We start from the raw sequence: 25,909 nt of genomic DNA on the forward strand, positions 1-25,909 counted from the left end.
ATTATATTTCCAAATGATCAGAGATATCCTTTATAAACCTTTGAATAAAATCTTGCTCTTCTTTCGTATATCCATCTAAAAGTAACAGCCACTTTTCTTCCGCTTGTTTATGCAACTTTTCATGAGCTTTATATATTTCATTTCCTCTTTCCGTTAAGCGGAAGAAAATTTCTTTTTGATTATCTAACATTTGCATCTTCTCAACGAACTGCTTTTGAAATAACTTTGTACAAATTTTAGAGATCGCGCCCTTCGTCATTCCCATTTCTGTCGTAATAGCCGTTACATTCATGAGACCATTTTGTCCGATACACTCGATAACATGTAACTCAGATAAAGACATACCACTTACACCTGTTTCACGAAGAAACTTCTCATTATTTTCTTTCAAATGCTCTTCTTTTTTATGAAAAAGTGTACGAATATCCGAAATTATTTCCATTTGTTTCGCTGTACGTTCCAATCCATTCGCCTCCTAAGTTTCCAAAGAAACAATTTAACTATATACCATTTTAAAATCATTTCTCCATCTTTACAAGTGAGAAAATCATGTTAAAATAAATTTAGTTTCCTAGGAAACTAAAAATAAGGAGGTTAGCATTATGGAAAAAACCAAACTGAATTTCATTTTATATGTTGTCTGTATGAGTGCCTTACTCAGTTCCTTCGCTCAAAATATTTACACACCGATCTTACCGATGATTCAAAATTCGTTTCATACTTCTCTTTATCTTGTAAGTTTAACCGTTTCACTTTTCACATTCATTCTTGCGATTATGCAGCTCATATACGGACCTTTAATTGATACAAAAGGAAGAAAATCTGTCCTTATCCCTAGTTTAATTATTAGTACAATCGGCTCAATTGGTTGTGCTTTCTCACCAAACATTTACTTATTTCTATTTTTTAGAGCTGTTCAAGCTATAGGAATAGCGGCTATACCTGTAGTTGCAGCAACGATTATCGGTGATTTATTTGAAGGAAAAGAACGCGGAGAAGCGATGAGCCTTTATCAAATGTTACTTGCTCTCGCACCTGCGATCGGCCCTCTTATAGGTGGTTATCTCGGCAGTATACACGGCCACTTATCTGTATTTCTGTTTTTATCTACAATTGGCATCATATTATTAATTATAAACATTTCACTACTTCCAGAAACAAAACCAAATGTAATTAAACAACCTAAAGTAAAAAAGAATTACTGGCTTATCTTAAAAAATAAAACTGGATTTTCTATTACACTTATTGGCTTTATTCAATTTTGTATGTATTTCTGTTTCCTAGTTTTTTTGCCTAGCATATTAACAAATATATATCATCTACACGCAAGTGAAATTGGTCTTATGTTTGTACCAATGTCCCTTTCTATTATGTTAGGAAGTTATTGCTACAAATTTTTGCAAAAACAGTTCACAACAAAGCAAGCTTTATTCATCACTAGTTTCTTCAATATTATATGTATCACTTTATTCTCTTTAGCATATAGCAACAATATCCCAACCGTCATTATCGTTACCTCTTTATACGGTTTTAGCATGGGACTTTCTATGCCAACTCACACTACTTTATTAACGGAAGAATTCGTACAAGAACGCGCAACAGCTATCGGTATGTACAACTTCATTCGCTATTTTGGCATGGGTACAGGACCTATTGTAGGTGGGTTTCTTTTATTTAATCAAAATTACTTTTGGATTTTCTTTATAGGAGCAGTTACGTTTCTACTTATAGTTTTATACGCAATAAAAATGTTACGTTTCTCTACCGCACAAAAGGCAAAATAGAGCCCCCGAAAGGTGGGCTCTATTTAAGCTCTTTGATCCGCAACAATATGAATATCAATATACTTTGTTTGTCTCATAATTTCATTTACAATAGAACCTTTTCGTATTTCTTCCCACCTTGTTCTTGCAGATTGTCCAAGTAAAATTTGCGTCACTTGTAATCTTTTTGCGACTTCAATAATAACATCCGCTGGTTTTCTCCCTTTCGCCTCTTCTAATACAAAACTCGCATCAAATTGATTGGTTAACGATTTCCACTCTTCAATCGTCTGCTTTTTTCCAGCTGAAATAGAATCTATATTTTCCCTCTCAACGTTTAATACGTACAATTCAGCATTTAACCGATCAGCCATGCGCCATCCCCGTCTTATTAATTTCTCCGCTGTTGAACTGTATTGTACACAAACGAGAATTTTTTCTTTTACGCCAATTGGTTCTATTACTGTTTGGCTAATTTTCTCGTCCATATCATCAGCAACTTCTCGAAGTGATAATTCCCTAAGTGCCCCTAGATTATTAAGCGTAAAGAAATTTTGTAAGCTCTGCTGAATTTTTTCTTCCTTATATATCTTTCCATCTATTAATCTCTTCCTTAATACCTCAGGCGTTGCATCAACGAGCTGAATTTCATTTGCTTTTTGTAAAATAAAATCTGGAATACGTTCCCGTACTTTTACATTCGTAATTTGAGCTACAATGTCATGAACGCTTTCTAAATGTTGAATATTAAACGCAGATAATACAGATATACCGGCATCTAACAATTCTTGCACATCCATGTAACGCTTCTTATTTTTAGACCCAGGAATGTTACTATGTGCAAGTTCATCCACTACAACTACTTGCGGGCCACGCTTTATAATTCCTTCTACATCAAGTTCATAAAATACTTTTCCTTTATACTCTATTTCTTTTAAAGGAACTTTTTCTAAATCAGCAATTGCTTCTTCCGTCTCTTTTCTACCATGTGTTTCAATTAAACCAATTACAATATCAATGCCGTCTTTTTTCATCTCTCGTGCATCAAAAAGCATTTTATAACTTTTCCCTACGCCTGGGGCAGCCCCTACGTATAGCTTTAATTTTCCACAATTTTGTTGACGAATGTATTCTAAATATTCCTCTGGCGTTCGCCTTTGAAACGTCGGTTTATAATCATCCGCATACAAAACACTCACAACCCTTCTTGCGAAACAACACTACCTCAATCCGTTAGATTGAGGTAGTACTGTTACTATTTCATTAATTTCTGTAATTCTAAGTTTAACTTTAAGACGTTTACGCGATCTTCTCCAAATAAACCGAGGGCAGCACCTTCTGTTTGTTCCTTAATCAATTGATTTAACTTTTCTTTCGGAATATTCGTTAATTTAGAGATGCGATCTACCTGCACAGACGCTGCCTTTGGACTAATGTCAGGATCAAGCCCTGAACCTGAATTCGTCACTAAGTCTATCGGTACTTCTGTAACTGGAACGGTTGGATTTTGTTTCTTCCAGTCTTCCATACTTTTCTCTACTCGTTTCTCTAAATCTGGATTAGACGGTGCATAGTTATTTGAACCAGATGCTTCTGCTTTATATTCTATACTAGAGACACGTCCATGAAAATAACGTGGATCTGTGAAATTTTGACCGATTAACTTCGAACCAACTATTTCATCCTTATCATTATATATAAGACTTCCATCCGCATTATCCTTCATTACCGCTTGTGCAATACCAGTTACAATAAGCGGGTATACGAGGCCGCACAAAACTAAAAATGTAAAAGTAATACGAATAATTGGTGATAGTATACTTTGTTTCTTCGCCATCTTTTTCCCCTCTTCCTTATATGAACAAGCCGACAATCATATCAATTACCTTAATTCCAATGAACGGAACGATAACCCCGCCAAGCCCGTAAATGAGTAAGTTTCTGCTAAGCAATGCATTAGAGCTCATCGGTTTATATGCGATTCCTTTCATCGCTAATGGAATAAGTAATGGAATAATAACAGCGTTAAATATTAATGCTGATAAAATTGCTGACAGTGGTGACGTTAATTTCATAATGTTCAATGCTTCCATTTGCGGAATCGCAAGTGTGAACATCGCTGGAATAATTGCAAAATATTTTGCTATATCATTCGCAATACTAAACGTTGTTAACGCCCCGCGCGTCATTAACAATTGCTTACCAATTCCTACAACCTCAATAATTTTCGTTGGATTCGAGTCTAGATCAATCATGTTCGCCGCTTCTTTCGCTGCTGTCGTACCACTATTCATCGCTAATCCAACGTCGGCTTGCGCTAACGCCGGCGCATCATTTGTACCATCACCTGTCATCGCTACAAGCTTCCCTTTATCTTGCTCTGCTTTAATAACTGCAATTTTATCTTCTGGTTTACACTCGGCAACGAATTCATCTACACCTGCTTCTTTTGCAATTGTTGCTGCTGTTAATGGGTTATCCCCTGTACACATAACCGTTTTAATCCCCATCTGACGTAATTGTTCAAAACGCTCACGCATACCAGGTTTTACCGTATCCTTTAAATAAATTAAACCGTAAATACGATCATCTACTGCCACTACAAGTGGTGTTCCACCCTCTTTTGAAATGAAATCTGCTTTTTGATTCACATCTTTTGGAATCTTTCCACCTTGTGATCGAACCCATTCAATCACGCTACCTACAGCACCTTTTCTCACTTTCGTTCCGTCCTGTAAATCGACACCACTCATTCTTGTTTCTGCTTTAAACGGAACGAACTCCCCTTGTTCTGCAAGTTCTCGATTATATGATATAGATTTCGTTTGCACATATTCTATAACAGATCGGCCTTCTGGTGTTTCATCTAAAACAGAACTAATAGCAGCCCACTTTCCAACTTGCTCAATCGTTTCATTTCCTACTGGAAGCAGTGTATGTGCCATTCGGTTCCCGAAAGTAATCGTACCTGTTTTATCTAAAATAATTGTATTAATATCGCCCGCAGCTTCTACTGCTTTCCCTGACATCGCTAACACGTTAAATTTTGTCACCCGGTCCATCCCAGCTATACCAATTGCCGATAATAACCCACCAATTGTCGTTGGAATTAAACAAACTAACAATGCTACAAGTACAGCTGTATCAATTTGAAACCCTAAATAATTCGTGAAAATTGGCAACGTCACAACAACGATTAAGAAAATAAGCGTTAAACTCGTTAATACTGTATTTAAAGCAATCTCATTCGGCGTTTTTTGACGAGCAGCCCCTTCTACTAATGAAATCATTTTATCAATAAATGATTCTCCAGGATTACTTGTAATAACAATTGTAATCTCATCACTTACGACCATCGTTCCGCCTGTTACGGAACAAAAATCGCCACCCGCTTCCTTTATAACAGGGGCTGATTCTCCTGTTATTGCAGATTCATCGACAGACGCTAACCCTTTTATTACTTCACCATCATTTGGAATCATTTCCCCTTGTTTTACGATAACAACGTCACCTTTTCTCAGATCAGTTGCTGAAACTTGAACAATGTCTCCATTTTCTTTTACGACATTTGCAAACACATCTTTCTTCGATTGTTTTAAAGAATCGGCTTGCGCTTTACCACGGCCTTCAGCTAACGCTTCTGCAAAGTTAGCAAATAAAACTGTAAATAATAGAATGAGAGAAACTGTTATATTAAACCATCCTGGTACACTACTAGAACTGCTTGGGAGAAAAGATAAAATGAACGTAATGATAAACCCAATTTCCACAATGAACATAATCGGATTCTTTATCATTACTTTCGGATTCAATTTCGCAAAGGATTGTTTCATCGCATGCGTCACGATATCACGATCCAACGTTTTCGCTTGTCTAACTTCATCTTCTACAGCATGTATTTGTGAATCGTTCAATTGTTTTTCTTTTACTACTACCGGTCTCATTATTTACCCTCCATTACTTCAATGTAAGAAATTCTGCAATTGGGCCAAGTACTAACATCGGGAAAAATGTTAATGCACCAACAATTACAATCGTTCCAATAAAGATTCCTCCAAATAAACCATTATCCGTACGGAACGTTCCGACTGTTTCTGGTACTACCGTCTTCTCTTTCAATGAAGCTGCTACAGCTAGCATCGTAATTAAACTGAAATAGCGTCCTAAAAACATAACTAAACCAGTCGTAATATTCCAAAACGGTGTATTATCTGCTAATCCTTCAAATCCAGATCCATTATTCGCAGCTGACGATGTGTATTCATATACAACTTGCGTTAAACCGTGAAAACCGGAATGAGAAATCGCATCCGTTCCTAAACTTGTTGAAAGAGCTAATGCAGAAAATCCTAAGATAAGTAATGGATGAAATAGAATCGTTACTGCAATTAATTTCATTTCCTTACCTTCAATCTTTTTACCTAAAAACTCTGGTGTTCTTCCGACCATTAATCCAGATATAAAGACTGCAATAATTGCATACATAATAATATTAATAAAGCCCGCTCCAACACCGCCGTATACTGTATTCAACATCATATTTACGAGTGGAACTAAACCGCCAATTGGCGTTAACGTATCATGCATCGTATTAACGGCCCCTGTTTCAGCAGCTGTCGTTACTGTTGCGTATAGTGAAGAGAATACTGTTCCAAATCGTACTTCTTTCCCTTCTGTACTTCCTTGTACATGTTCGATACCCATTCCATTTAATGCCGGATTCCCGTTTAGTTCAGATGTCGTAATCGTTATAAATCCTAGTAAAAACACCATGAATAGTGAAACGAAAAGGATACGCCCTTGTTTTTTATTTCCTACCATTCGTCCGTACGTAAATGGAAGTGCTGTTGGTAATAACATCATAAGCATCATTTGCAAAATATTACTCATTTGTCCTGGATTTTCAAAAGGATGTGTAGAGTTTGCCCCGAAAAATCCACCGCCGTTATTCCCAAGTTCCTTAATAGAAACGAATGATGCAACAGGCCCTCGTAAAATACTTTGTTTTGCTCCATCAATCGTTTGTGCTGTAACCGCCCCATCTAACGTTTGTGGTACACCAAGTGCGACAAAGACTAACGCTGCAATAAATGCGATAGGAAGAAACACTCTCGTTAACGCCCTCGTAAAATCAACGAAAAAGTTGCCAAGTTCTTTTCCAGCAAGTCCTCTTATAAAAGCCATAACAATCGCTAACGTCGTTGCTGGTGCCGCAAACATTAAAAATGTAATCCCGATTAATTGTGATAAATAAGATAAACCATTTTCACCGCTGTAATGTTGTAAGTTTGTATCAGCCATAAAACTAATCGCTGTATTAAAAGCGAGCGTAGGCTCCATCCCTTCAATATGCGCTGGATTTAATGGCAATACACCTTGTAATCTAAAAATGAAATATACAACGACAATCATAAATCCGTTGAGTAGAACTAATGATAATGCATACTGTTTCCACGTTTGATTGTATCCTTTTACACCTGTAATTTTAAAAATAAGTTTCTCAAAAGGCCCGAATACTTTATCTAGCATTTTGCTACCTTGAAAGGCTTTCTCTAAATAAATCCCCGTTGGCTTTGCTACTAAAATAAACAAGAGCATTGTAATAATGACTGCAATCCAAATCATAATGAATGATTCCCCCTAATTAAAACTTTTCTGGATTTAATAATGCGTATACTAAGTACACCGTAATCGCTGCAACAATAACCGATAAGGCAATCATCATGATTGCTTCCCTTCTTTCACAACTTTATCTGACCAACTTGCAAGACTTGCCATCGATGCTACTAATACAACAAAAATTCCGATCATCACAACATCTAACATAACAATCCCTCACTTTAAATGTTAAAATTTACCATTAAAATATTAAAAAAGAACACTGAGCTCTACTCAGTGTTCAAAAAATGAACAACAAAAAGTAAACCTCCTCTCTAAACGCTTACGAGGTTAGCTGTCGGATTCGGGCCTAAAGAGTAGCCCTACTTTCAAAACTGAAAGATTCACCCCAAGTGACGATGCACAAAATTGGTTCCCCCGCTCCATTTCTGGAACTCAGCGATTTTAGGTTTTTTTTTGGAAATTTGATAAATGATTTATGAGAGTAAATATACTCCTCTATATTTCACTTGTAAAGAGGTAAATTACTTAAAATAAGAAAATATTACGCTATTTAAACGCTTACATTACGTATTATTAATATTCTTTCATCTGTTTTCTTGTCTTTTCTTTCTTTTTCATAGAAATGACCTTTTATATATAAAAAAAGAGCGAATGTATATAAGCACCCCACTTAGGCACACTTAACATTCGCTCTCGTTTTCATTCAGAATTTATTTACCACATAAAAAAGCACGTAAATTTCTCCCACGGATATAAACTTGTGATAATTCTGCATGTAACTGCTCATACTCGGTAATATCCGCCTCTAAATACAAAGCATCTTTTGATGGTAATAAAATATATGGCCCTGGAAAAATAGGATCAATCTGTGCCAATTCTTGAACCCTCTCGATCGATACCGCCCAACGATTTGCTATATCTCCAAATAGTAGTACCTTCATCATTTCTTCCCCCGCCCTATTCAAAAAATAAAAACGAAATATTATCACAGTTCGTAAACACGACAAATTTAGCTCCAATTGTTTCATAGAGCCGCGCTGGATATCGTTTATTCCTTGTAACAACAGTAATAGGCGCTTGAAAAGAAAAACGAATGTGTTCTGTGAAGAAACTAACTGTTGGAAGCTCATCCCCTAGTAAAATCACCTTCTTAATTCGTGTGCACATACTAGTAAAATCTTTCTCCTTATTACAGCTATAAGCTGATTCAAACCCATAATCTCTAACTTCAGCCGCTATCTCTTCATTGGCTGTAAAAATAATTAACTCATGCTGAAATGCTACTAGCTCTCTTAAACTCTTTACCTTGTTTTTTTCTCCAACACAAATAAGTGTTAGTTCCATGTACCTCATCCTCCTTAGCATAAAAGAATTCAAACGTAGATTGATATTCCCCTATACTAATCGGATCGATGAAGTGATGTATCCATCATGGCACCGTCCTCTCTCAAAACGCTTACGAAGTTAGCTGTCGGATTCGGGCTTTGAGAGTAGCCCTACTTTCAAAACTGAAAGATTCACCCCAAGTGACGATGCACAAAATTGGTTCCTCCGCTCCATATATTTGGACTCAGCGTATTACAAAAAATGTATTCTGGCTGATATATTACTCTTGTATTTTGAAAAAGTAAACAAAAAAAGCCAGTTGTAAAACTGGCCTTTTCATTCTTCATGCTTATGCTTTATTCAATTTATACGCAAAATGATTCGTTGGTCCATGACCACTACCAATATTCAATGGCTCTTCAATTGCTATACTAATAAATCGTTTTGCCTCTTGAACTGCTTCGTCCATTGAGTATCCTTTCGCAAGTCCAGCTGTAACTGCTGAAGCAAATGTACAGCCACTTCCGTGCGTTTGTTTCGAAGGAATTCGTTCACTTCTAAATTCAATAAACTCTTCTCCATCAAAGAGTAAATCAATTACTTCATTACCTTGATATTCCGCATGTCCGCCCTTCATAAGCACATATTTAGCACCTAATTCGTGCAATACTTTCGCAGCTTTCTTACTATCTTCTATATTATGAATCTCCATCCCAGTTAACACTTCAGCTTCTGGAACATTCGGTGTAATAACTGTTGCTACTGGTAATAAATATTCCTTTAATGCTTGAACTGCTTCTTGCTGTAATAATGATGCTCCGCCCTTTGCAATCATAACAGGATCTAGCACAATATTATTCCAACCAAATTTCTTAATCTGTTCTGCCACAATTTGAATAATTTCACTACTAAATAACATTCCTAGTTTCACTGCATCTGGTGTTAAATCCGTACCAATTGAATTCAGCTGTTCCGTAATACCTTCTAACGGAACAGGATATACCCCTTGAACGCCAAGCGTATTTTGAGCAGTAATTGCCGTAATAACCGTCATCCCATACACACTAAGCTCTTGGAATGTTTTTAAATCCGCTTGAATACCAGCACCACCGCCGCTATCAGATCCTGCAATTGTTAAAGCTTTATTCACTTCCATCTCACTCATCCTTTTCTATCCAAAATAGCGATGATAAATCGTCTTTGCTTCGCTTATATCTTTCGTTCCATGTACAAGTACACGGCCATCTTTGAAGGCAACTAACCTCTTTTCTTCAACAGAGAAAGATAGTAAATATGGATTTACATTTAAATTATTCACACGGCCTTCTAGTAGCTGTTTATATTGTTCAAAATCCATTTCTTCTTTATGAGGTGGTCTAATTTGAACTGTATTTCTCCCGCATAAAACTGCTGTTTTCGATGTGTTCTCTTTATTTAAATACGGATATAATGCATTCTCTCCGCACGAAGGACAATTATGTTTGCGAAGTTTTTGCACATTCATACAGGAATACTCATTCTTCCACATATCAAACGATACAAGTCCATCTCGAAGTGATTTATAATCTTCTACTAACAGTTTAAGAGCTTCTGTTACTTGATGAGAAACGACAAGAGATACAGCAGGTGATATAATACCCGCTGTATCACATGTCGCCCCGCCAAGCGGAATCGATTGTAATAAACATGATAAACATGGTGTTTTACTAGGAAGAATTGTGTAAGAAAGACCGTAACTGCCTACACATGCACCATAAATCCATGGAATAGAATATTTTTGTGCTATATCATTCACAATAAAACGTGTTTCAAAATTATCAGTCGCATCAATCATTACATCAACGTTTGTAACAAGTTCTTCTAGCTCCTCAGCTGTTACATCTTGAACGAGGGCCTCTATTGTTACATCACTATTAATCTCTTCTAAACGCTTTTTAGCCGCTATAGCCTTCGGAAGATTATTTTTCACGTCGCTCTCTGCATACAATTGTTGTCTTTGTAAATTACTCCAATCGACATAATCACGGTCAACAATTGTTATCTTCCCAACACCAGCTCTTACAAACATTTCTGCATTTGCACTACCAAGTGCGCCTGCGCCGATAATAAGCACATGCTTTTCTCTTATCTTTTGCTGTCCTTCTTCCCCAATTGGAGAAAATAGTTCTTGGCGAGAATATCGATTATTCAACTACACTCATTCCTTCTAAAGGACTGCTTGCAGTTGCACAACGTTTACGTGCAATACGCCCCGCTTCAAAGCCTATGCGACCTGCCTCAATACCTAACTTCATTGCGTATGCCATCTTAATAGGATCTTTTGCTCCTGATACAGCCGTATTTAATAACACACCATCTGCTCCTAATTCCATCGCAAACGCTGCATCAGCTGGGCTACCAATACCTGCATCAACGATAACCGGTACTGTCGCTTGTTCAATAATGAAGCTTAAATTTAACGGATTTACAATACCAAGCCCTGAACCGATTGGTGATGCTCCTGGCATAATTGCATGCACACCTAGTTCTTGTAATTTACGTGCTAATACAACATCATCAGATGTGTACGGAAGTACGATAAACCCCTCTTCTAGTAACATTTCAGATGCCTTTAACGTTTCTACTGGATCAGGTAACAACGTTCTATCATCACCAATAACTTCAACTTTGATCATGTCACAAAGCCCTGAAGCTTTTGCTAATTTTGCAATACGAACAGCTTCTTCAGCATTTTTTGCTCCAGCTGTATTTGGTAATAACGTATATTTTTTCACATCAAGCTTCTCTAATAAATTAGGTTGCTTTGCATCAAATATATCCATACGACGTACTGCAAACGTTAAAATTTCAGCTTCAGAAGCGTCAATTGCTTTTTGCTGTACGTCAAAATCAGGGAATTTCCCTGTTCCTAATAAAAGTCTAGACTGAAATGACAATGGTCCAATGTTTAACATAATCAACCGCCTCCTACGAAAGTTACAATCTCAATTTGGTCTCCATCAAAAACAGATGTATCTGTATGATCATCTTTTTGTAAAATATCTTTATTACGCTCTACTACAACAATTCTGTTATCTAACTCTAAATGTGTAAGTAACTCAGCTACTGTTTTTACACTCTCTGGTACTTCAATTTGGTTACCATTAATTTTTAAATTCAAACTTCCATCCCCTTTCTAAACCGTTTTAGAAAGCAATGAATCTAGCAAGTGATTCTCCTGCTTTCCTTCTATTAAATCCGCCATATATTGACCAGAAACAGGGCTTAATAAAATGCCGTTTCGATAATGGCCCGTACAAGCATATAAACCTTTTATTTCTTCATGTTCTCCCATATAAGGAGCTTCGTGATTCGATTGTGGTCTTAATCCTGCCCATGCGCTTTCCCACTCTGCTTCTTTTAAAGCTGGCAATATTGTATAAGCACGCTCTAATATAGAAGTAATGCTTTCCGGTTGTACAGTTTTATTAAACGTATGCGGTTTCATCGTTGCTCCAATTACGTAACGTCCGCCGCGCTTTGGAGCAATATAAAATCTTTCTTGGAAAATAGGTGCCTTTAAAAGTGGTTTTCTACTTCTTACCGCTACTACTTCTCCTTTAACTGGATATGTACCCCATTCGCGGTGAAAATGACCTAGTAACTTCGTGCTCCATGAGCCACCGGCAATCACCACTTTTTCGCATGTGATTATACCTTCGCTCGTAACAATACCAGTCACTTTATTATTTTCAATACGAATATCAAACACTTCTGTCTGTTCATATATATCCGCACCGGAAATTGATGCAGAATGCGCGAATGCTTTCGTAAGCTCTGGTGCAATAACGTGACCATCTTTCGGATAATATACCGCTCCTATAATGGATTCGGATAGAAATGGCTCTTTTTCCCGTAAATGGTCTCCCGTTAGAAAATATGAATCTTCACCTGTTTTCTGTTGCCAATCCATAATGTGAAGAATTCTTTCCTTCTCATCTTCGTTTTGTGCAATACGATATATCCCTTTCTCCTCATATCCAATATCAATACCCGTCTTTTCACGTAAAACTGTTGCAAGTTGTGGAAATATAGCTCGGCTTTCTCTAGCAAGTTCAAATAGCGGGTCATACGCATCCCATTCTGCTTGAACACCAAGCAGGCCAGCAGCTGCTTTAGAAGCTTCTGATGCAATTTTTTGCTTCTCTATAATTGCTACTTTATGTCCTCTTTCTGCTAGAAAATGTGCAACTGAGCTACCAATTACACCACCGCCAATAATCGCTACATCATACTTCTCACACATGTTTTTCCGCCCACTTTCTTATTGATTCCTTATAAGATTTCGCTTTGCTATATGGGTTACTACTACTTACAATTCCGGACATAACTGCTATACCGCTTACACCGTTAGTAAGAACATCTACTGTGTTTTCTGGGGTAATTCCTCCAATCGCTGTAATCGATATAGATAAACAGCTTGCAATGTCTGAAATTTCTTCAAGTCCTCTCGCTGGCACACCTTTTTTACAATCTGTCGGAAATACATGACCATAAACGAGTGAATCCGCTCCATTTTTAAATGCTACTATCGCTTCCTCTAACGAGTGTACTGAATAACCGACATGCAAATAAGAAAACTTTTCTTTCACTAACCTTACATCTGCGCTTCGGTATCCTAGTTGAACACGCGGAATGTTTAATAAAATGGCAATATCAATTCGATCATTTATAACAAGCTTAGATGCTGGAAAGCCTTTTTTCAAAAGACTTTCCACCCCTTCATATAATTCCTTCGTACTTTTCTCACGCTCACGAATATGCAAATAATCAATCTCACTCTCAATTTGCATCGCTACATTCACTAACTCTTCGAATGGCATATGGCCATTTGAGATTACATGGAGCTCATTTTTCATATTCATTCGCCTACTTTAAAATGTTTTCGAATAATTCATCGGCAGGAACAATTTCTTTCGTCATTCCTTTGTCTTTCAACCATTTGTTTTGTTTCTCCCATGACTCTTTTGAATCTGATAAAAATGGCTCATCTTTCGTTTCCATCTTCTCTAATAAAATTTTCATGCTTTCTTTTTCAACTTCTGGTACAAGCGGGAAGTTTTCTTTTTCTTGATGATCTAATAAAATATTTAATGCTTCATCAGGGCTTTTCTTCATAAAGTCATACCCTTTTTTTGCCCCACGTAAAAAGGCTTGCAATGCTTCTTTATCTTTTTTCAACGTTTTATCACCTGTTACGAAAACAAGTTCATGATAATTAGGCACACCATATTCTGCTGGATTAAAGTACGCTGGTTCATGACCTTCATGACGCATAACAGGTACTTCATGGTTAATGTATGCTCCTGTTACAGCATCCACTTTTTTCGTAATTAACGCTGGTACTAAATCAAAGCCAACATCAACTACTTTCACCGTATCAGGATTACCACCAGCTTCTTTTATCATCGTTTTTAAATATGCTTCACTTAAAGGAGTTCCAGAATATCCTACTGTTTTTCCTTCTAAATCTTTCGGTGATTGAATACCTGCTGATTTCAGCGATACGACATGATTTAACGGTGAACGTACGACAGCTCCAATTGATTTCACTGGAATTTGTTCATTTGCTCTGGCCATAACAACATCTGGCTGATAATACAAACCAACTGTCACTTTCCCTGCTGCAGCTAAAGTTAATGGATCAGTTGGATTAGAAGGGAATTTTATATTTACCTTTATTCCTTCTTCTTTAAAGTAGCCTTTTTCAATTGCTGCATAAATAAAGCTATGTACCGCATTTGGGTACCAATCGAGCATAACCGTTATTTCTTTCTCTTTTTTACTTTTATCTGATGCTGAATTACTCGAACATCCTGCAATCATTGCAACTAATAATGTAAACACAAAGATGCGTTTTAAAAATTTCATGAATGCTTCCTCCAACTAATGAATTTCTTTTCTAATACGGAAATAAGTATGACGAAGAAAATAGCTAATAATGATAACAATACAATGGGTGCAAATACACCAGCTCCATCTAACTGTGTCATCATTCTCTTACTGAAATAACCAAGCCCAGCTTGTGCACCGAGCCATTCACCGATTGCTGCCCCAATTACACTAAGCGGAACTGCAATTTTTAAAGCTGAAAAAAAATAAGGAAGAGCAGACGGTAACTTTAACTTAAGAAAAACATCTTTCTTCGTTGCTCCATATGTAACTAAGAGCTCCTCCCATTCTTTTTTCGTACTACGCAGTCCGTCATACGTATTGACCGCAATAGGGAAAAACGTAATTAAAACTGTAACAACAACCTTACTCCAGATGGTATATCCAAACCATAAAACGAAAAGCGGAGCAAGCGCTGTAATGGGAATCGTTTGTGAGGCAACTAATAATGGATAAAATGCCCTTTCCATCCATGTACTCGCATTCATTAACATCGCTAGCCCTACACCTAATACGATAGAAATAACAACACCTATTAAAACGACGTATAACGTTGCCGGTAAATGAACCGTAAATAATATGTCTTTTAGTTTCCATATCTTCATTACAATTGCTGACGGTGACGGTAAAATGTACATTTCATCTACAATTCTTGCTCCTATTTCCCACATAACGAGTAAAATGCTAGAAAGTGTAATGGCAGGAACTAATTCTTTCAATCGGTTCATCATACGAGTACCTGCCTTTGTAACATACTAAGAAGCTCATCTTTCAGCGCTAACACATCCGGTTTATATAAATCTTTTCGTGTTCTGTTATGATCAAGCGGCACAATCCGTTCAGTCAAAGTAGTTATCGGCTGCTGTTCCACCACTAAAATTCGATTCGAAAGAAACAACGCTTCTTCCACATCATGAGTGATAAATAAAATTGTTTTTTCCCACTCTTTCCATTGTTCAAACAACCATTCTTGCAAAGATGCCTTCGTTAAAGCGTCCAATGCGCTAAACGGTTCATCTAGCAATAATATCTCTCCGCCTGTTAATAATGTTTGGATAAAAGATACGCGCTGCTTCATACCACCAGATAAATCTTTCGGGTATTTTCCCTCGTATCCTTGTAAACCAAATTTATGTAACAGTTCCTTTGCCTTTACTTGTGCTTCTTTCTTCTGTACACCCTGACATTCTAGTGGCAAAGCAGCATTCTCAATAATTGTTCTCCACGGCAGGAGCATATCTTTTTGAGGCATATACCCTACAGGATGACTTTTTGTTTCTGTCAGCTCTATCCGTCCAGTACTAACTTCTTCTAAGCCTGTAATAAGGCGAAATAGAGTACTTTTCCCGCAGCCACTTGGCCCAATAATGCTTACAAACTCTTTCTCTTGTATAGAAGTATTTAATTCATCGATGATTGGCTTCTCATCATAATGAAAAGAAACATTATGAAACTGTAGTATGTTCTTGCTCCTCAAATCCCCACATCTCCTTACGATAGGACATATCCCAGAATAAATATTCAAATCGACTGGAATATAAGAAAATCTCCTCTAATCTTTCTAGCTCTCGCTCTGACTTTCCAATTGCCATTTCATCTAATAAATCTATTAACCAAATACAAAGGTTACCGTATTCTTCAGAACTATATCCTTGAATCCACTCACCAAAGAACTCATGATCTCTCGCTCCAGGAATATCATTTAAACGCTTTCCAATTTCCCAATAACTCCACATACATGGAAGAAGTGCTGCTATTAATTCCGCAAGTGTGCCATTTTGAGATACAGACATCATGTAATTTGTATAAGCTAAATTTTTAGCAGATGGTTTTGCTGATTCTATCTCCTCTATAGAAATTCCAAGCCTTTTTGCATACTGTTTATGGATCGTCATTTCTCCATTTAATATTCCATCAATTTGTTCAGCAAATTTTCCCATTACTTGTGGATTCGTTGCCTTTACAACACCGATGGCATATAGCTTTGCATAATCTAACAAATATAAATAATCTTGAATAATGTAATACTGAAACTTATCTTTTTCTAACGTGCCATCCCCCATCCCTACTACAAATGGATGATTATGACTCATCTCCCAAACTGGTTGTACAGCTTCTAACAATCTATTACAAAATTTCATTTCTATTTCCCCCTTCAATATATGTATCTAAATAAAAAACCACTTCTATAATCAGAAGTGGTTACAACAAATAAAATTATAGTTTATTCGTTGTTCCACTTCCCTTCGCTAGTATTACCTAGATCAGGTGTTGTAAGGGTTAAGGATTATTCCTCTCTCAGCACGAAAAGCACCCCTAGTGGTTTCAATATAAAATTTTCAAATAAAAAAGCCCCGTTTCTATACGCAAAGAAACGGGGACTCATCATTAGTGTCCGAATTGCTTCCCTACGCTAGCATAATCTAGATCAGGTAATGAAAAGGATCAAAGACTTAAGGTCTTACTCTCAGCTGGCAACACCAGCTCTCCTAGCAAACTATAAAATTATCACTGTCAGTATAACACCCTAATAAGACATCATCAACTGTTTTAATTTTCTCAATTGTCAACGAAATTACAGAGTTATATAATAATTATTATTCTATTTCGTAAAATAAAATACCAATTAATTCCATAAAAAGGAATCATTATCCTGAAAAAATTTATTTTTATATTGATTTCATATTACATTTATGTGAATACACCCACTATATTATATCTTTATACTATAATAAAATTACAACTAACTATACAACTAGAGGAGGTCTCTATTATATGAATATGAAAGCTACAGCTCTAACAGCAACTACTGTCGCAATCGCCTCATTACTTCCTTCTATGGGCGAAACAAATGTACAAAAAGCAAACGCTGAACAATTATCTAATGTCAAAACTGGATATGTCAAAGTCGATCAAGTAGCCTTACATAAAGAAGATAATACAAATAGCACATCCCTTGATACAATTCGCTTTAATACGAAAGTTAACATACTTAAAACAACGAAGGATTGGTATAAAGTATCTGTTAATAATAAAGTAGGCTATGTACAAAAAGATGCTATTCTGCAAAAAAACAAACTTCAATCTACTAATCAATACATCGTCAATGCTAATGCATTGAACGTTCGCTCTGAACCTAATTTAGAATCTTCCATTTTAGATGTATTACCAAATGGTAAGTTCGTGACTATTCAAGGAGAACAAGGCGAATGGTATAAAATTTCACATAACGGTCAAACAGGTTATGTACAAAAAGCATTCGTATCTAATGGTTCGCAGCCCTTAGTAAAAGGAATCACAGTTCAAAATGATACGAAATATACTGTTGCAACACCTAAATTAAATGTACGTAACAATGCTAGCACAAATGGTACTCTACTTGGTTCTTTACAAAACGGTACACAGATACAAGTAGTAGAAACAGTAGGAACTTGGTATAAAATTCGTTTTGGCACAGGATACGGGTATGTGGCCAAACACTATGTGGTACAAAATCAACAGCAATCACAAGCTCAAACAGCTCAATCTTCAGCTATTCCAGCAGTTTTCAAATTCCCTACCCAAGGAAAAATCAGCTCAACCTTTGATATACGCTGGGAACAAATGCATTATGGAATAGATATTGCAGCACAAGGTAACGTCTCCATTCAAGCTGCCGCTGCAGGTAAAGTTATTAAATCATATTATTCAGCTAGTTATGGCAATGTAGTGTTCATCGCCCATCAAATAAACGGGAAATTATATACAACAGTTTATGCTCATATGAAAGATCGCACTGTACAAGCTGGTGATCAAATACAAACTGGACAATTACTAGGTCATATGGGTAACACAGGTCATTCATACGGACAACACCTCCATTTCGAATTACATAATGGAGAATGGAATTTTGAAAAAACAAATGCAGTAAATCCACTGCCGTATTTAGTTAGGTAAATTGTATGCCACGCAATATACCTCTCTTCATTGAATACTTAGCCTTTTTAGGTTTAATCTGTTGTTTAATAATTTACAATACAAACACTGTATTTTTATCTATTATCATTGCTTTTGTTGCTCTAGAAATTATGATGGAGTCATTTCAAGTGCGACTAAAGCAAAAAGTTGCCCATGTTTATAATGCTATTTTTCTATTAAGTGCCCTTATAACAAATGTTATTAGTAATGGCTTTTATTTATCTACTATAATTCCCGTATTCTTTATGGCTGTTTTATTATTCATAGCTAGATACATTAATGTCCCTAATAATAAAAAACATGAACAAGAAGCTTAGAAAGAGGAGACACTGTGTACCAATCTTTCAAAGATAACACAATGAAATATATATTGAATTTATACGGAAAACTAAATACTTTTTTTGGTATACAAGGAAGTTATACTGCACAACTTCTCCTATATGGAATGCTATTTCTCATCTTAATCACTTTCTCCTTGTTTTACTAACAAAAAAGGATCTCACATAACATTGAGATCCTTTTTAATTTATATTAATTTTTCATATGTAAAATACTGTTTAGCCACAAGCATATTTTTCATAAATAAAACTAAGATTATATTTTTTCTCTAAACCCATTCTTTGTTCATCGTCACACCAATAGAAAAGAATATCATGAATCGTCGCATAACGCTTATTTTTAAGAAATAGTTTAAAGAATGATGGTAAACAATCATGTAATTGTATAAATATATAATTGCGTAGTATTTCCTCTTTATATTCAATGCCCTTACAAATATACAGTAATTCTTCACAATAATATGCATGCTGTGGAACTTGAATCATTTCGAAAAATGGCACGTATGATAATAACTTTCCGATAAAATGGTTATATCGATCCATTATACCTATTGTCATATGTTCCATCATTTCTTTCATCACATATAAATAATCATCTACATGAGTTGTCTTTAGTGGATCTAATCGATCTGAAATTTGAGAAAGTACAGCTCTTTGACAAGCTAAAACTACTTGACTAGGTCCATAATATGATAGAAAATCTGTACACTTACGATACTTTCGCAACAAGTCATGTCTATATAAATCATACACAAAAGTATTACAATACATCGCTAGACTCATCATATCACTATTCAGCTGCTCTTTTGACTGTGCTTTAGCCCTCTTACACATATAGAAGAATGTAAACTCTAATATTTCTTTTTGAGATAATAGATGTTTACAATTTGTTATACATTTCTCATTAAATTTAACTCTATCCCAAATTTCTACATCCCCATCTGTTAATTCCCCGACACGATATTTAATAACTAAATAGTTTAAAGCAACTGCTTGTGTCAAAAGATCCCATGTTTCATATTCCAATGAAGTTTGGACAAATTCAGCTAGCCCTTGTGTTACCATAAAAGTATTTGCCTCTTCATACCAACCAATCTCTTGACATAAACGAAGAATACGTACTAAGGTTGGAATTTCATCTTTATGAAACTGTGGTAAATTCTTTACTCTATTCATTCCATAAACGATAACTGCTGCTAAATTTTCTTCTTTATAAAATTCTTTTTCTTTCCATGCTAATATAGTTCGCTCTTTTCCTTCACCTTTTGGGTGACAAGGTACAAGTAAAGATAATAATTCAGCAAAATTATTTGGTTCTATATATGTATCTGTAACCAAATTCCAATTTGGATCGCCCTGTACAGCCCTCATATAATTCCCCTTCCCTTTTTATCCCGCTATTTGCCGGGCAGTAAGACGCCCACCTCAAAATCCAGTGAATGCGAGGAAGTTAGGTGGGAAATAAAACTGCCGATAAAAGCCCGATTGGTTCAACGAATAATCATTGGCGGATGGACAAAACCCCCAATAATTAAAGTTTCACTTTATCTACGTAGGAAATATTAATTCATTATTACAACACTAAAAATAAATATTGTTATATTCAAAACCTATCATAATACTTATATCTATCAGTATATCACTTTTTCTCTTATTTAAAATTAGGAATGAAAAATTTAAATAAACTGTCGAAAACCTTAACTATGTACTTATTATATAATGTCTCAGATACATCACGCTAATATATTAGTTTAATCCACATATACTAGAATAATGTATCTGATTTTTATCCATCATTTATCCCACTATTTGCGGACAATAACACTTTCACTAATTAAAGTTTAACTTTATTCCGTACGTTCCGAGATTTCACTTAAAGCGAACCCAGCTTGATCATCTGCCGCTTCTCTTATAGCTAAATCACCTAATGCTAGCATCCCGACAAGTTGACCGCCCTCAACTACTGGCAATCGTCTAATTTGATACTGTGCCATTAATTCTGTAGCTTTTTCAATAGAATCATCTGGAGAAACCGAAACAATGTTTGTCGTCATTACATTTGTAATTTTATTAGACCCAGGATGTTTTTCAGCAATCCCTCGAACAACTAAATCTCGATCAGTAACAAGCCCAACGACTTGTTCATTTTCAAGAACAGGAATCAATCCAACTGATTCTTCCTTCATTTTTACAGCAGCCTCATATACATTATCTAACGGTGTACAATGTACAATATGAGTACTCATAAAGTCTCTAACTTGCGTCATTTTTTATCTCCTCCTTTTAATACATACCATAGTTTTTCCTAAATCCCTTTATTTATTTGAGGAAAATAAGATGATAAAAAAGAGGATTATACACAATAAAAAAGAGCCAGCATATTGCTGACTCTTTCTTTATGACCCGTACGGGATTCGAACCCGTGTTACCGCCGTGAAAGGGCGGTGTCTTAACCACTTGACCAACGGGCCATGGCTCCGCAGGTAGGACTCGAACCTACGACCGATCGGTTAACAGCCGATAGCTCTACCACTGAGCTACTGCGGAATAAATATATGGTGGGCCTAAATGGACTCGAACCATCGACCTCACGCTTATCAGGCGTGCGCTCTAACCAGCTGAGCTATAGGCCCATATACTTTACAGGGGCAGTAGGAATCGAACCCACACTGGAGGTTTTGGAGACCTCAGTTCTACCTTTAAACTATGCCCCTAAATGATGCCGGCTAGAGGACTTGAACCCCCAACCTACTGATTACAAGTCAGTTGCTCTACCAATTGAGCTAAGCCGGCATAAAAAAAATGGTGGCTCGGGACGGAATCGAACCGCCGACACGAGGATTTTCAGTCCTCTGCTCTACCGACTGAGCTACCGAGCCAACATAAATGGCGGTCCCGACCGGGGTCGAACCGGCGATCTCCTGCGTGACAGGCAGGCATGTTAACCACTACACCACGGGACCATTTGGTTGCGGGGACAGGATTTGAACCTGCGACCTTCGGGTTATGAGCCCGACGAGCTACCGTACTGCTCCACCCCGCGACAATATAATATTTTAAAAATGGAGGAGGTAGAGGGATTCGAACCCCCGCGCGACTCTCGCCGCCTGTCGGTTTTCAAGACCGATCCCTTCAGCCGAACTTGGGTATACCTCCATGAAGGAAAAAAAATATTTTATTATTATATGTAGCTAAACCATTTCAAAAGAAAATGGAGGAGGTAGAGGGATTCGAACCCCCGCGCGATTCTCACCGCCTGTCGGTTTTCAAGACCGATCCCTTCAGCCGAACTTGGGTATACCTCCGAGACATATAATAAATAAAGTGGAGCCTAGCGGGATCGAACCGCTGACCTCCTGCGTGCAAGGCAGGCGCTCTCCCAGCTGAGCTAAGGCCCCATGTTTTTGGGAAAATCGGGAAGACAGGATTTGAACCTGCGACCCCCTGGTCCCAAACCAGGTGCTCTACCAAGCTGAGCCACTTCCCGTTAATAAAAGCGCGCCCGAGAGGAGTCGAACCCCTAACCTCTTGATCCGTAGTCAAACGCTCTATCCAATTGAGCTACGGGCGCATATGGTGCCGAGGGCGGGGGTCGAACCCGCACGGTGGTCACCCACCGCAGGATTTTAAGTCCTGTGCGTCTGCCTGTTCCGCCACCCCGGCATGTCATATTGAAAATTGGAGCGGAAGACGGGATTCGAACCCGCGACCCCAACCTTGGCAAGGTTGTATTCTACCACTGAACTACTTCCGCAAGACATGTTATGAGATATTTTATTAAAAGTGCGGGTGAAGGGAGTCGAACCCCCACGCCAAAGGCGCTAGATCCTAAGTCTAGTGCGTCTGCCAATTCCGCCACACCCGCATATTTTATTGAAAATGGTGAGCCATGAAGGATTCGAACCTTCGACCCTCTGATTAAAAGTCAGATGCTCTACCAACTGAGCTAATGGCTCTTAATGGCTGGGCTAGCTGGATTCGAACCAGCGCATGACGGAGTCAAAGTCCGTTGCCTTACCGCTTGGCTATAGCCCAATAATTAAGAAATGGTGGAGGGGGGCAGATTCGAACTGCCGAACCCGAAGGAGCGGATTTACAGTCCGCCGCGTTTAGCCACTTCGCTACCCCTCCGACATAAATGGTGGAGGATGACGGGATCGAACCGCCGACCCCCTGCTTGTAAGGCAGGTGCTCTCCCAGCTGAGCTAATCCTCCATTTGCCTGGCAACGTCCTACTCTCACAGGGACAAGGTCCCAACTACCATCGGCGCTAGAGAGCTTAACTTCCGTGTTCGGTATGGGAACGGGTGTGACCTCTCTGCCATCATTACCAGACTATATTCATTTAAGACAAGAATCATTTTAACTTATTCAACTTTTAAAGTCAATAAGTTTTTTATATTCTTTCAAAACTAGATAACATTGCTTCATATTATATGGTTAAGTCCTCGATCTATTAGTATTCGTCAGCTCCACATGTCACCATGCTTCCACCTCGAACCTATCAACCTGATCATCTTTCAGGGATCTTACTAGCTTACGCTATGGGAAATCTCATCTTGAGGGGGGCTTCATGCTTAGATGCTTTCAGCACTTATCCCTTCCGCACATAGCTACCCAGCTATGCCCTTGGCAGAACAACTGGTACACCAGCGGTGCGTCCATCCCGGTCCTCTCGTACTAAGGACAGCTCCTCTCAAATTTCCTACGCCCACGACGGATAGGGACCGAACTGTCTCACGACGTTCTGAACCCAGCTCGCGTACCGCTTTAATGGGCGAACAGCCCAACCCTTGGGACCGACTACAGCCCCAGGATGCGATGAGCCGACATCGAGGTGCCAAACCTCCCCGTCGATGTGGACTCTTGGGGGAGATAAGCCTGTTATCCCCGGGGTAGCTTTTATCCGTTGAGCGATGGCCCTTCCATGCGGAACCACCGGATCACTAAGCCCGACTTTCGTCCCTGCTCGACTTGTAGGTCTCGCAGTCAAGCTCCCTTATGCCTTTGCACTCTACGAATGATTTCCAACCATTCTGAGGGAACCTTTGGGCGCCTCCGTTACACTTTAGGAGGCGACCGCCCCAGTCAAACTGCCCACCTGACACTGTCTCCCGGGTCGATAAGACCCGTAGGTTAGAATTTCAATACAGTCAGGGCGGTATCCCACCAGCGCCTCCACCGAAGCTAGCGCTCCGGTTTCAATGGCTCCCGCCTATCCTGTACAAACTGTACCAAAATTCAATATCAGGCTACAGTAAAGCTCCACGGGGTCTTTCCGTCCTGTCGCGGGTAACCTGCATCTTCACAGGTACTATAATTTCACCGAGTCTCTGGTTGAGACAGTGCCCAAATCGTTACACCTTTCGTGCGGGTCGGAACTTACCCGACAAGGAATTTCGCTACCTTAGGACCGTTATAGTTACGGCCGCCGTTTACTGGGGCTTCAGTTCAGAGCTTCGCTTACGCTAACCCCTCTCCTTAACCTTCCAGCACCGGGCAGGTGTCAGCCCCTATACTTCGCCTTACGGCTTCGCAGAGACCTGTGTTTTTGCTAAACAGTCGCTTGGGCCTATTCACTGCGGCTTTCCGTTAAGAAAGCACCCCTTCTCCCGAAGTTACGGGGTCATTTTGCCGAGTTCCTTAACCAGAGTTCTCTCGCACACCTTAGGATTCTCTCCTCGCCTACCTGTGTCGGTTTGCGGTACAGGCACCTTTTATCTCGCTAGAAGCTTTTCTTGGCAGCGGGGAATCAAAGACTTCGCTCCATAAGGAGCTTCCCCATCACAGCTCAGCCTTCACGATAAGCGGATTTGCCTACTTATCAGCCTAACTGCTTGGACGTGCACAACCAATCGCACGCTTCTTCTATCCTTCTGCGTCCCTCCATTGCTCAAACGATAAAGAGGTGGTACAGGAATATCAACCTGTTGTCCATCGCCTACGCCTGTCGGCCTCGGCTTAGGTCCTGACTAACCCTGAGCGGACGAGCCTTCCTCAGGAAACCTTAGGCATTCGGTGGACGGGATTCTCACCCGTCTTTCGCTACTCATACCGGCATTCTCACTTCTAAGCGCTCCACCAGTCCTTCCGGTCTGACTTCACTGCACTTAGAACGCTCCCCTACCACTGATACCATTGGTATCAATTCGCAGCTTCGGTGGTGTATTTAGCCCCGGTACATTTTCGGCGCAGAGTCACTCGACTAGTGAGCTATTACGCACTCTTTAAATGGTGGCTGCTTCTAAGCCAACATCCTAGTTGTCTAAGCAACTCCACATCCTTTTCCACTTAATACACACTTTGGGACCTTAGCTGGCGATCTGGGCTGTTTCCCTCTTGACTACGGATCTTATCACTCGCAGTCTGACTCCTAAGGATAAGTCATTGGCATTCGGAGTTTGACTGAATTCGGTAATCCGATGAGGACCCCTAGTTCAATCAGTGCTCTACCTCCAAGACTCTTACACTTAAGGCTAGCCCTAAAGCTATTTCGGGGAGAACCAGCTATCTCCAGGTTCGATTGGAATTTCTCCGCTACCCACACCTCATCCCCGCACTTTTCAACGTGCGTGGGTTCGGGCCTCCATTCAGTGTTACCTGAACTTCACCCTGGACATGGGTAGATCACCTGGTTTCGGGTCTACGACCACGTACTAAACGCCCTATTCAGACTCGCTTTCGCTGCGGCTCCGTCTCTTCAACTTAACCTTGCACGGGATCGTAACTCGCCGGTTCATTCTACAAAAGGCACGCCATCACCCATTAACGGGCTCTGACTATTTGTAGGCACACGGTTTCAGGATCTCTTTCACTCCCCTTCCGGGGTGCTTTTCACCTTTCCCTCACGGTACTGGTTCACTATCGATCACTAGGGAGTATTTAGCCTTGGGAGATGGTCCTCCCAGATTCCGACGGAATTTCACGTGTTCCGCCGTACTCAGGATACATTCAAGAGAGAACGAAGTTTCG

At 38.7% G+C, this 25,909-nt stretch carries 24 protein-coding genes, 20 tRNA genes, 2 rRNA genes and 4 riboswitches (1 of these 50 running past the window's edge); of the genes, 3 read left to right on the forward strand and 43 right to left on the reverse strand.

The annotated features are described in order from the left end of the window. Position 1 precedes the first annotated feature (1 nt). Positions 2–463 (reverse strand): MarR family transcriptional regulator, encoded by a 462-nt coding sequence (locus tag A6J74_RS13010; RefSeq protein ID WP_080609519.1) that lies wholly within the window; start codon positions 461–463, stop codon positions 2–4. Between the two features lie 139 nt (positions 464–602). Here A6J74_RS13010 and A6J74_RS13015 point away from each other — a divergent pair, with 139 nt between their 5' ends. Then, positions 603–1,784: an MFS transporter gene (locus tag A6J74_RS13015; protein ID WP_000415973.1), complete on the forward strand. Its 1,182-nt coding sequence runs from the start codon at positions 603–605 to the stop codon at positions 1,782–1,784. 23 nt (positions 1,785–1,807) lie between these two features. Here the strand turns inward: A6J74_RS13015 and kdpDN are convergent, their stop codons facing one another. From kdpDN to tenA, 18 genes are all read right to left on the reverse strand, one after another. Further along, complete coding sequence (gene kdpDN, locus A6J74_RS13020) at positions 1,808–2,962, reverse strand: KdpD-like non-kinase potassium sensor (protein WP_080609521.1); 1,155 nt, start codon at positions 2,960–2,962, stop codon at positions 1,808–1,810. A 56-nt stretch (positions 2,963–3,018) separates the two neighbouring features. Next, positions 3,019–3,600 (reverse strand): K(+)-transporting ATPase subunit C, encoded by a 582-nt coding sequence (gene kdpC / locus A6J74_RS13025; RefSeq protein ID WP_001085547.1) that lies wholly within the window; start codon positions 3,598–3,600, stop codon positions 3,019–3,021. 16 nt (positions 3,601–3,616) lie between these two features. Next, positions 3,617–5,707: a potassium-transporting ATPase subunit KdpB gene (gene kdpB, locus A6J74_RS13030; RefSeq protein WP_001247984.1), complete on the reverse strand. Its 2,091-nt coding sequence runs from the start codon at positions 5,705–5,707 to the stop codon at positions 3,617–3,619. 13 nt (positions 5,708–5,720) lie between these two features. Further along, positions 5,721–7,388 (reverse strand): potassium-transporting ATPase subunit KdpA, encoded by a 1,668-nt coding sequence (gene kdpA / locus A6J74_RS13035; RefSeq protein ID WP_000637779.1) that lies wholly within the window; start codon positions 7,386–7,388, stop codon positions 5,721–5,723. A gap of 19 nt (positions 7,389–7,407) precedes the next feature. Beyond that, positions 7,408–7,488 carry a K(+)-transporting ATPase subunit F gene (gene kdpF, locus A6J74_RS13040; RefSeq protein WP_000972378.1) on the reverse strand — a complete coding sequence of 27 codons (81 nt, stop codon included), beginning with the start codon at positions 7,486–7,488 and terminating at the stop codon, positions 7,408–7,410. Next, a complete protein-coding gene (locus tag A6J74_RS13045) occupies positions 7,485–7,589 on the reverse strand; it encodes a SipW-dependent-type signal peptide-containing protein (RefSeq protein ID WP_000887889.1) in 105 nt (34 codons plus the stop codon). The genes kdpF and A6J74_RS13045 overlap by 4 nt, the downstream gene beginning before the upstream one ends. Positions 7,590–7,687: 98 nt before the next feature. Beyond that, positions 7,688–7,833, reverse strand: a riboswitch (cyclic di-AMP (ydaO/yuaA leader). A gap of 262 nt (positions 7,834–8,095) precedes the next feature. Next, a complete protein-coding gene (locus A6J74_RS13050; RefSeq protein ID WP_002109592.1) occupies positions 8,096–8,329 on the reverse strand; it encodes a hypothetical protein in 234 nt (77 codons plus the stop codon). A gap of 13 nt (positions 8,330–8,342) precedes the next feature. Beyond that, a complete protein-coding gene (locus tag A6J74_RS13055) occupies positions 8,343–8,729 on the reverse strand; it encodes a hypothetical protein (RefSeq protein WP_000424095.1) in 387 nt (128 codons plus the stop codon). A gap of 93 nt (positions 8,730–8,822) precedes the next feature. Continuing rightward, positions 8,823–8,971: riboswitch (cyclic di-AMP (ydaO/yuaA leader) on the reverse strand. Positions 8,972–9,060: 89 nt separating this feature from the next. After that, positions 9,061–9,867: a bifunctional hydroxymethylpyrimidine kinase/phosphomethylpyrimidine kinase gene (gene thiD, locus A6J74_RS13060; RefSeq protein WP_000453552.1), complete on the reverse strand. Its 807-nt coding sequence runs from the start codon at positions 9,865–9,867 to the stop codon at positions 9,061–9,063. Positions 9,868–9,882: 15 nt separating this feature from the next. Next, the gene (thiF, locus tag A6J74_RS13065) at positions 9,883–10,902 is read right to left on the reverse strand and encodes a thiazole biosynthesis adenylyltransferase ThiF (RefSeq protein ID WP_001065430.1); all 1,020 of its coding nucleotides are present in this window, start codon (positions 10,900–10,902) and stop codon (positions 9,883–9,885) included. After that, a complete protein-coding gene (thiG, locus tag A6J74_RS13070) occupies positions 10,895–11,665 on the reverse strand; it encodes a thiazole synthase (protein WP_000932007.1) in 771 nt (256 codons plus the stop codon). The genes thiF and thiG overlap by 8 nt, the downstream gene beginning before the upstream one ends. Positions 11,666–11,667: 2 nt before the next feature. After that, positions 11,668–11,871, reverse strand: a complete 204-nt coding sequence (gene thiS, locus A6J74_RS13075) for a sulfur carrier protein ThiS (RefSeq protein ID WP_001049505.1) — start codon at positions 11,869–11,871, stop codon at positions 11,668–11,670. A 15-nt stretch (positions 11,872–11,886) separates the two neighbouring features. After that, the gene (thiO, locus tag A6J74_RS13080) at positions 11,887–12,996 is read right to left on the reverse strand and encodes a glycine oxidase ThiO (protein ID WP_000333290.1); all 1,110 of its coding nucleotides are present in this window, start codon (positions 12,994–12,996) and stop codon (positions 11,887–11,889) included. Then, positions 12,989–13,609, reverse strand: a complete 621-nt coding sequence (gene tenI, locus A6J74_RS13085) for a thiazole tautomerase TenI (protein ID WP_000787163.1) — start codon at positions 13,607–13,609, stop codon at positions 12,989–12,991. Before tenI ends, thiO begins: the two co-directional genes overlap by 8 nt. A 10-nt stretch (positions 13,610–13,619) precedes the next feature. Continuing rightward, positions 13,620–14,621 carry an ABC transporter substrate-binding protein gene (locus A6J74_RS13090; RefSeq protein ID WP_000670425.1) on the reverse strand — a complete coding sequence of 334 codons (1,002 nt, stop codon included), beginning with the start codon at positions 14,619–14,621 and terminating at the stop codon, positions 13,620–13,622. Further along, complete coding sequence (locus A6J74_RS13095) at positions 14,618–15,370, reverse strand: ABC transporter permease (protein ID WP_002047254.1); 753 nt, start codon at positions 15,368–15,370, stop codon at positions 14,618–14,620. The genes A6J74_RS13090 and A6J74_RS13095 overlap by 4 nt, the downstream gene beginning before the upstream one ends. Continuing rightward, complete coding sequence (locus tag A6J74_RS13100; RefSeq protein ID WP_001256786.1) at positions 15,370–16,119, reverse strand: ABC transporter ATP-binding protein; 750 nt, start codon at positions 16,117–16,119, stop codon at positions 15,370–15,372. Before A6J74_RS13100 ends, A6J74_RS13095 begins: the two co-directional genes overlap by 1 nt. After that, complete coding sequence (gene tenA / locus A6J74_RS13105; protein WP_000666915.1) at positions 16,088–16,783, reverse strand: thiaminase II; 696 nt, start codon at positions 16,781–16,783, stop codon at positions 16,088–16,090. Before tenA ends, A6J74_RS13100 begins: the two co-directional genes overlap by 32 nt. An 83-nt stretch (positions 16,784–16,866) precedes the next feature. Beyond that, a riboswitch (TPP riboswitch) is annotated at positions 16,867–16,970 on the reverse strand. Between the two features lie 60 nt (positions 16,971–17,030). Continuing rightward, a riboswitch (TPP riboswitch) is annotated at positions 17,031–17,143 on the reverse strand. A gap of 274 nt (positions 17,144–17,417) precedes the next feature. On the opposite strand from tenA, the gene A6J74_RS13110 reads away from it, so the two are divergent. Next, a complete protein-coding gene (locus tag A6J74_RS13110; RefSeq protein ID WP_001056042.1) occupies positions 17,418–18,578 on the forward strand; it encodes an SH3 domain-containing protein in 1,161 nt (386 codons plus the stop codon). Between the two features lie 5 nt (positions 18,579–18,583). Beyond that, positions 18,584–18,916 (forward strand): hypothetical protein, encoded by a 333-nt coding sequence (locus tag A6J74_RS13115; protein ID WP_001137815.1) that lies wholly within the window; start codon positions 18,584–18,586, stop codon positions 18,914–18,916. 240 nt (positions 18,917–19,156) lie between these two features. Here A6J74_RS13115 and A6J74_RS13125 read toward each other — a convergent pair whose 3' ends face one another. From A6J74_RS13125 to A6J74_RS13240, 24 genes are all read right to left on the reverse strand, one after another. Then, positions 19,157–20,308 (reverse strand): DUF3965 domain-containing protein, encoded by a 1,152-nt coding sequence (locus A6J74_RS13125; protein ID WP_001203042.1) that lies wholly within the window; start codon positions 20,306–20,308, stop codon positions 19,157–19,159. A gap of 476 nt (positions 20,309–20,784) precedes the next feature. Beyond that, positions 20,785–21,204 (reverse strand): CBS domain-containing protein, encoded by a 420-nt coding sequence (locus A6J74_RS13130; protein ID WP_000195540.1) that lies wholly within the window; start codon positions 21,202–21,204, stop codon positions 20,785–20,787. Between the two features lie 132 nt (positions 21,205–21,336). Next, positions 21,337–21,408, reverse strand: a tRNA-Glu gene (locus tag A6J74_RS13135). A 1-nt stretch (position 21,409) separates the two neighbouring features. Continuing rightward, positions 21,410–21,484, reverse strand: a tRNA-Asn gene (locus A6J74_RS13140). A gap of 9 nt (positions 21,485–21,493) precedes the next feature. Beyond that, positions 21,494–21,570 (reverse strand) — tRNA-Ile (locus A6J74_RS13145). A 10-nt stretch (positions 21,571–21,580) separates the two neighbouring features. After that, positions 21,581–21,651: transfer RNA gene (locus A6J74_RS13150), tRNA-Trp, on the reverse strand. A gap of 6 nt (positions 21,652–21,657) precedes the next feature. Continuing rightward, positions 21,658–21,730, reverse strand: a tRNA-Thr gene (locus A6J74_RS13155). A 10-nt stretch (positions 21,731–21,740) separates the two neighbouring features. Then, positions 21,741–21,816 (reverse strand) — tRNA-Phe (locus tag A6J74_RS13160). An 8-nt stretch (positions 21,817–21,824) separates the two neighbouring features. Then, positions 21,825–21,900 (reverse strand) — tRNA-Asp (locus A6J74_RS13165). Positions 21,901–21,903: 3 nt separating this feature from the next. Next, positions 21,904–21,980, reverse strand: a tRNA-Met gene (locus A6J74_RS13170). Positions 21,981–22,000: 20 nt separating this feature from the next. Next, a tRNA-Ser gene (locus tag A6J74_RS13175) sits at positions 22,001–22,093 on the reverse strand. A gap of 56 nt (positions 22,094–22,149) precedes the next feature. Then, a tRNA-Ser gene (locus A6J74_RS13180) sits at positions 22,150–22,242 on the reverse strand. A 20-nt stretch (positions 22,243–22,262) separates the two neighbouring features. Beyond that, positions 22,263–22,335: transfer RNA gene (locus tag A6J74_RS13185), tRNA-Ala, on the reverse strand. A gap of 15 nt (positions 22,336–22,350) precedes the next feature. Beyond that, positions 22,351–22,424, reverse strand: a tRNA-Pro gene (locus A6J74_RS13190). Positions 22,425–22,434: 10 nt separating this feature from the next. Beyond that, positions 22,435–22,508: transfer RNA gene (locus A6J74_RS13195), tRNA-Arg, on the reverse strand. A 3-nt stretch (positions 22,509–22,511) separates the two neighbouring features. Next, positions 22,512–22,600 (reverse strand) — tRNA-Leu (locus A6J74_RS13200). A 16-nt stretch (positions 22,601–22,616) separates the two neighbouring features. Next, positions 22,617–22,691, reverse strand: a tRNA-Gly gene (locus A6J74_RS13205). Between the two features lie 30 nt (positions 22,692–22,721). Continuing rightward, positions 22,722–22,802 (reverse strand) — tRNA-Leu (locus tag A6J74_RS13210). Positions 22,803–22,817: 15 nt separating this feature from the next. Beyond that, positions 22,818–22,893, reverse strand: a tRNA-Lys gene (locus A6J74_RS13215). A 4-nt stretch (positions 22,894–22,897) separates the two neighbouring features. Continuing rightward, positions 22,898–22,972, reverse strand: a tRNA-Gln gene (locus tag A6J74_RS13220). Between the two features lie 12 nt (positions 22,973–22,984). Then, a tRNA-Tyr gene (locus tag A6J74_RS13225) sits at positions 22,985–23,068 on the reverse strand. An 8-nt stretch (positions 23,069–23,076) separates the two neighbouring features. Then, a tRNA-Val gene (locus A6J74_RS13230) sits at positions 23,077–23,152 on the reverse strand. Positions 23,153–23,156: 4 nt separating this feature from the next. Then, positions 23,157–23,272: ribosomal RNA gene (gene rrf / locus A6J74_RS13235) — 5S ribosomal RNA — on the reverse strand. 101 nt (positions 23,273–23,373) lie between these two features. Then, positions 23,374–25,909, reverse strand: a 23S ribosomal RNA gene (locus tag A6J74_RS13240); it runs 386 nt beyond the window's last position.

It is taken from the genome of Bacillus sp. FDAARGOS_235 (genome assembly GCF_002073415.2).
In the GTDB taxonomy this organism is placed as follows: Bacteria; Bacillota; Bacilli; order Bacillales; family Bacillaceae_G; genus Bacillus_A; species Bacillus_A toyonensis.

Excerpts from the sequence above, each read along its gene's own strand:
- A6J74_RS13125 (WP_001203042.1), bottom strand. The coding sequence starts at position 20,308 with ATGAGGGCTGTACAGGGCGATCCAAATTGGAATTTGGTTACAGATACA.
- thiG (WP_000932007.1), bottom strand. The coding sequence starts at position 11,665 with ATGTTAAACATTGGACCATTGTCATTTCAGTCTAGACTTTTATTAGGA.
- A6J74_RS13110 (WP_001056042.1), top strand. The coding sequence starts at position 17,418 with ATGAATATGAAAGCTACAGCTCTAACAGCAACTACTGTCGCAATCGCC.
- thiD (WP_000453552.1), bottom strand. The coding sequence starts at position 9,867 with ATGGAAGTGAATAAAGCTTTAACAATTGCAGGATCTGATAGCGGCGGT.
- A6J74_RS13115 (WP_001137815.1), top strand. The coding sequence starts at position 18,584 with ATGCCACGCAATATACCTCTCTTCATTGAATACTTAGCCTTTTTAGGT.
- A6J74_RS13015 (WP_000415973.1), top strand. The coding sequence starts at position 603 with ATGGAAAAAACCAAACTGAATTTCATTTTATATGTTGTCTGTATGAGT.
- kdpC (WP_001085547.1), bottom strand. The coding sequence starts at position 3,600 with ATGGCGAAGAAACAAAGTATACTATCACCAATTATTCGTATTACTTTT.
- kdpB (WP_001247984.1), bottom strand. The coding sequence starts at position 5,707 with ATGAGACCGGTAGTAGTAAAAGAAAAACAATTGAACGATTCACAAATA.
- kdpA (WP_000637779.1), bottom strand. The coding sequence starts at position 7,388 with ATGATTTGGATTGCAGTCATTATTACAATGCTCTTGTTTATTTTAGTA.
- A6J74_RS13090 (WP_000670425.1), bottom strand. The coding sequence starts at position 14,621 with ATGAAATTTTTAAAACGCATCTTTGTGTTTACATTATTAGTTGCAATG.
- kdpF (WP_000972378.1), bottom strand. The coding sequence starts at position 7,488 with ATGATGATTGCCTTATCGGTTATTGTTGCAGCGATTACGGTGTACTTA.
- A6J74_RS13055 (WP_000424095.1), bottom strand. The coding sequence starts at position 8,729 with ATGGAACTAACACTTATTTGTGTTGGAGAAAAAAACAAGGTAAAGAGT.
- tenA (WP_000666915.1), bottom strand. The coding sequence starts at position 16,783 with ATGAAATTTTGTAATAGATTGTTAGAAGCTGTACAACCAGTTTGGGAG.
- A6J74_RS13130 (WP_000195540.1), bottom strand. The coding sequence starts at position 21,204 with ATGACGCAAGTTAGAGACTTTATGAGTACTCATATTGTACATTGTACA.
- thiO (WP_000333290.1), bottom strand. The coding sequence starts at position 12,996 with ATGTGTGAGAAGTATGATGTAGCGATTATTGGCGGTGGTGTAATTGGT.
- tenI (WP_000787163.1), bottom strand. The coding sequence starts at position 13,609 with ATGAAAAATGAGCTCCATGTAATCTCAAATGGCCATATGCCATTCGAA.
- A6J74_RS13095 (WP_002047254.1), bottom strand. The coding sequence starts at position 15,370 with ATGAACCGATTGAAAGAATTAGTTCCTGCCATTACACTTTCTAGCATT.
- A6J74_RS13045 (WP_000887889.1), bottom strand. The coding sequence starts at position 7,589 with ATGTTAGATGTTGTGATGATCGGAATTTTTGTTGTATTAGTAGCATCG.
- A6J74_RS13050 (WP_002109592.1), bottom strand. The coding sequence starts at position 8,329 with ATGATGAAGGTACTACTATTTGGAGATATAGCAAATCGTTGGGCGGTA.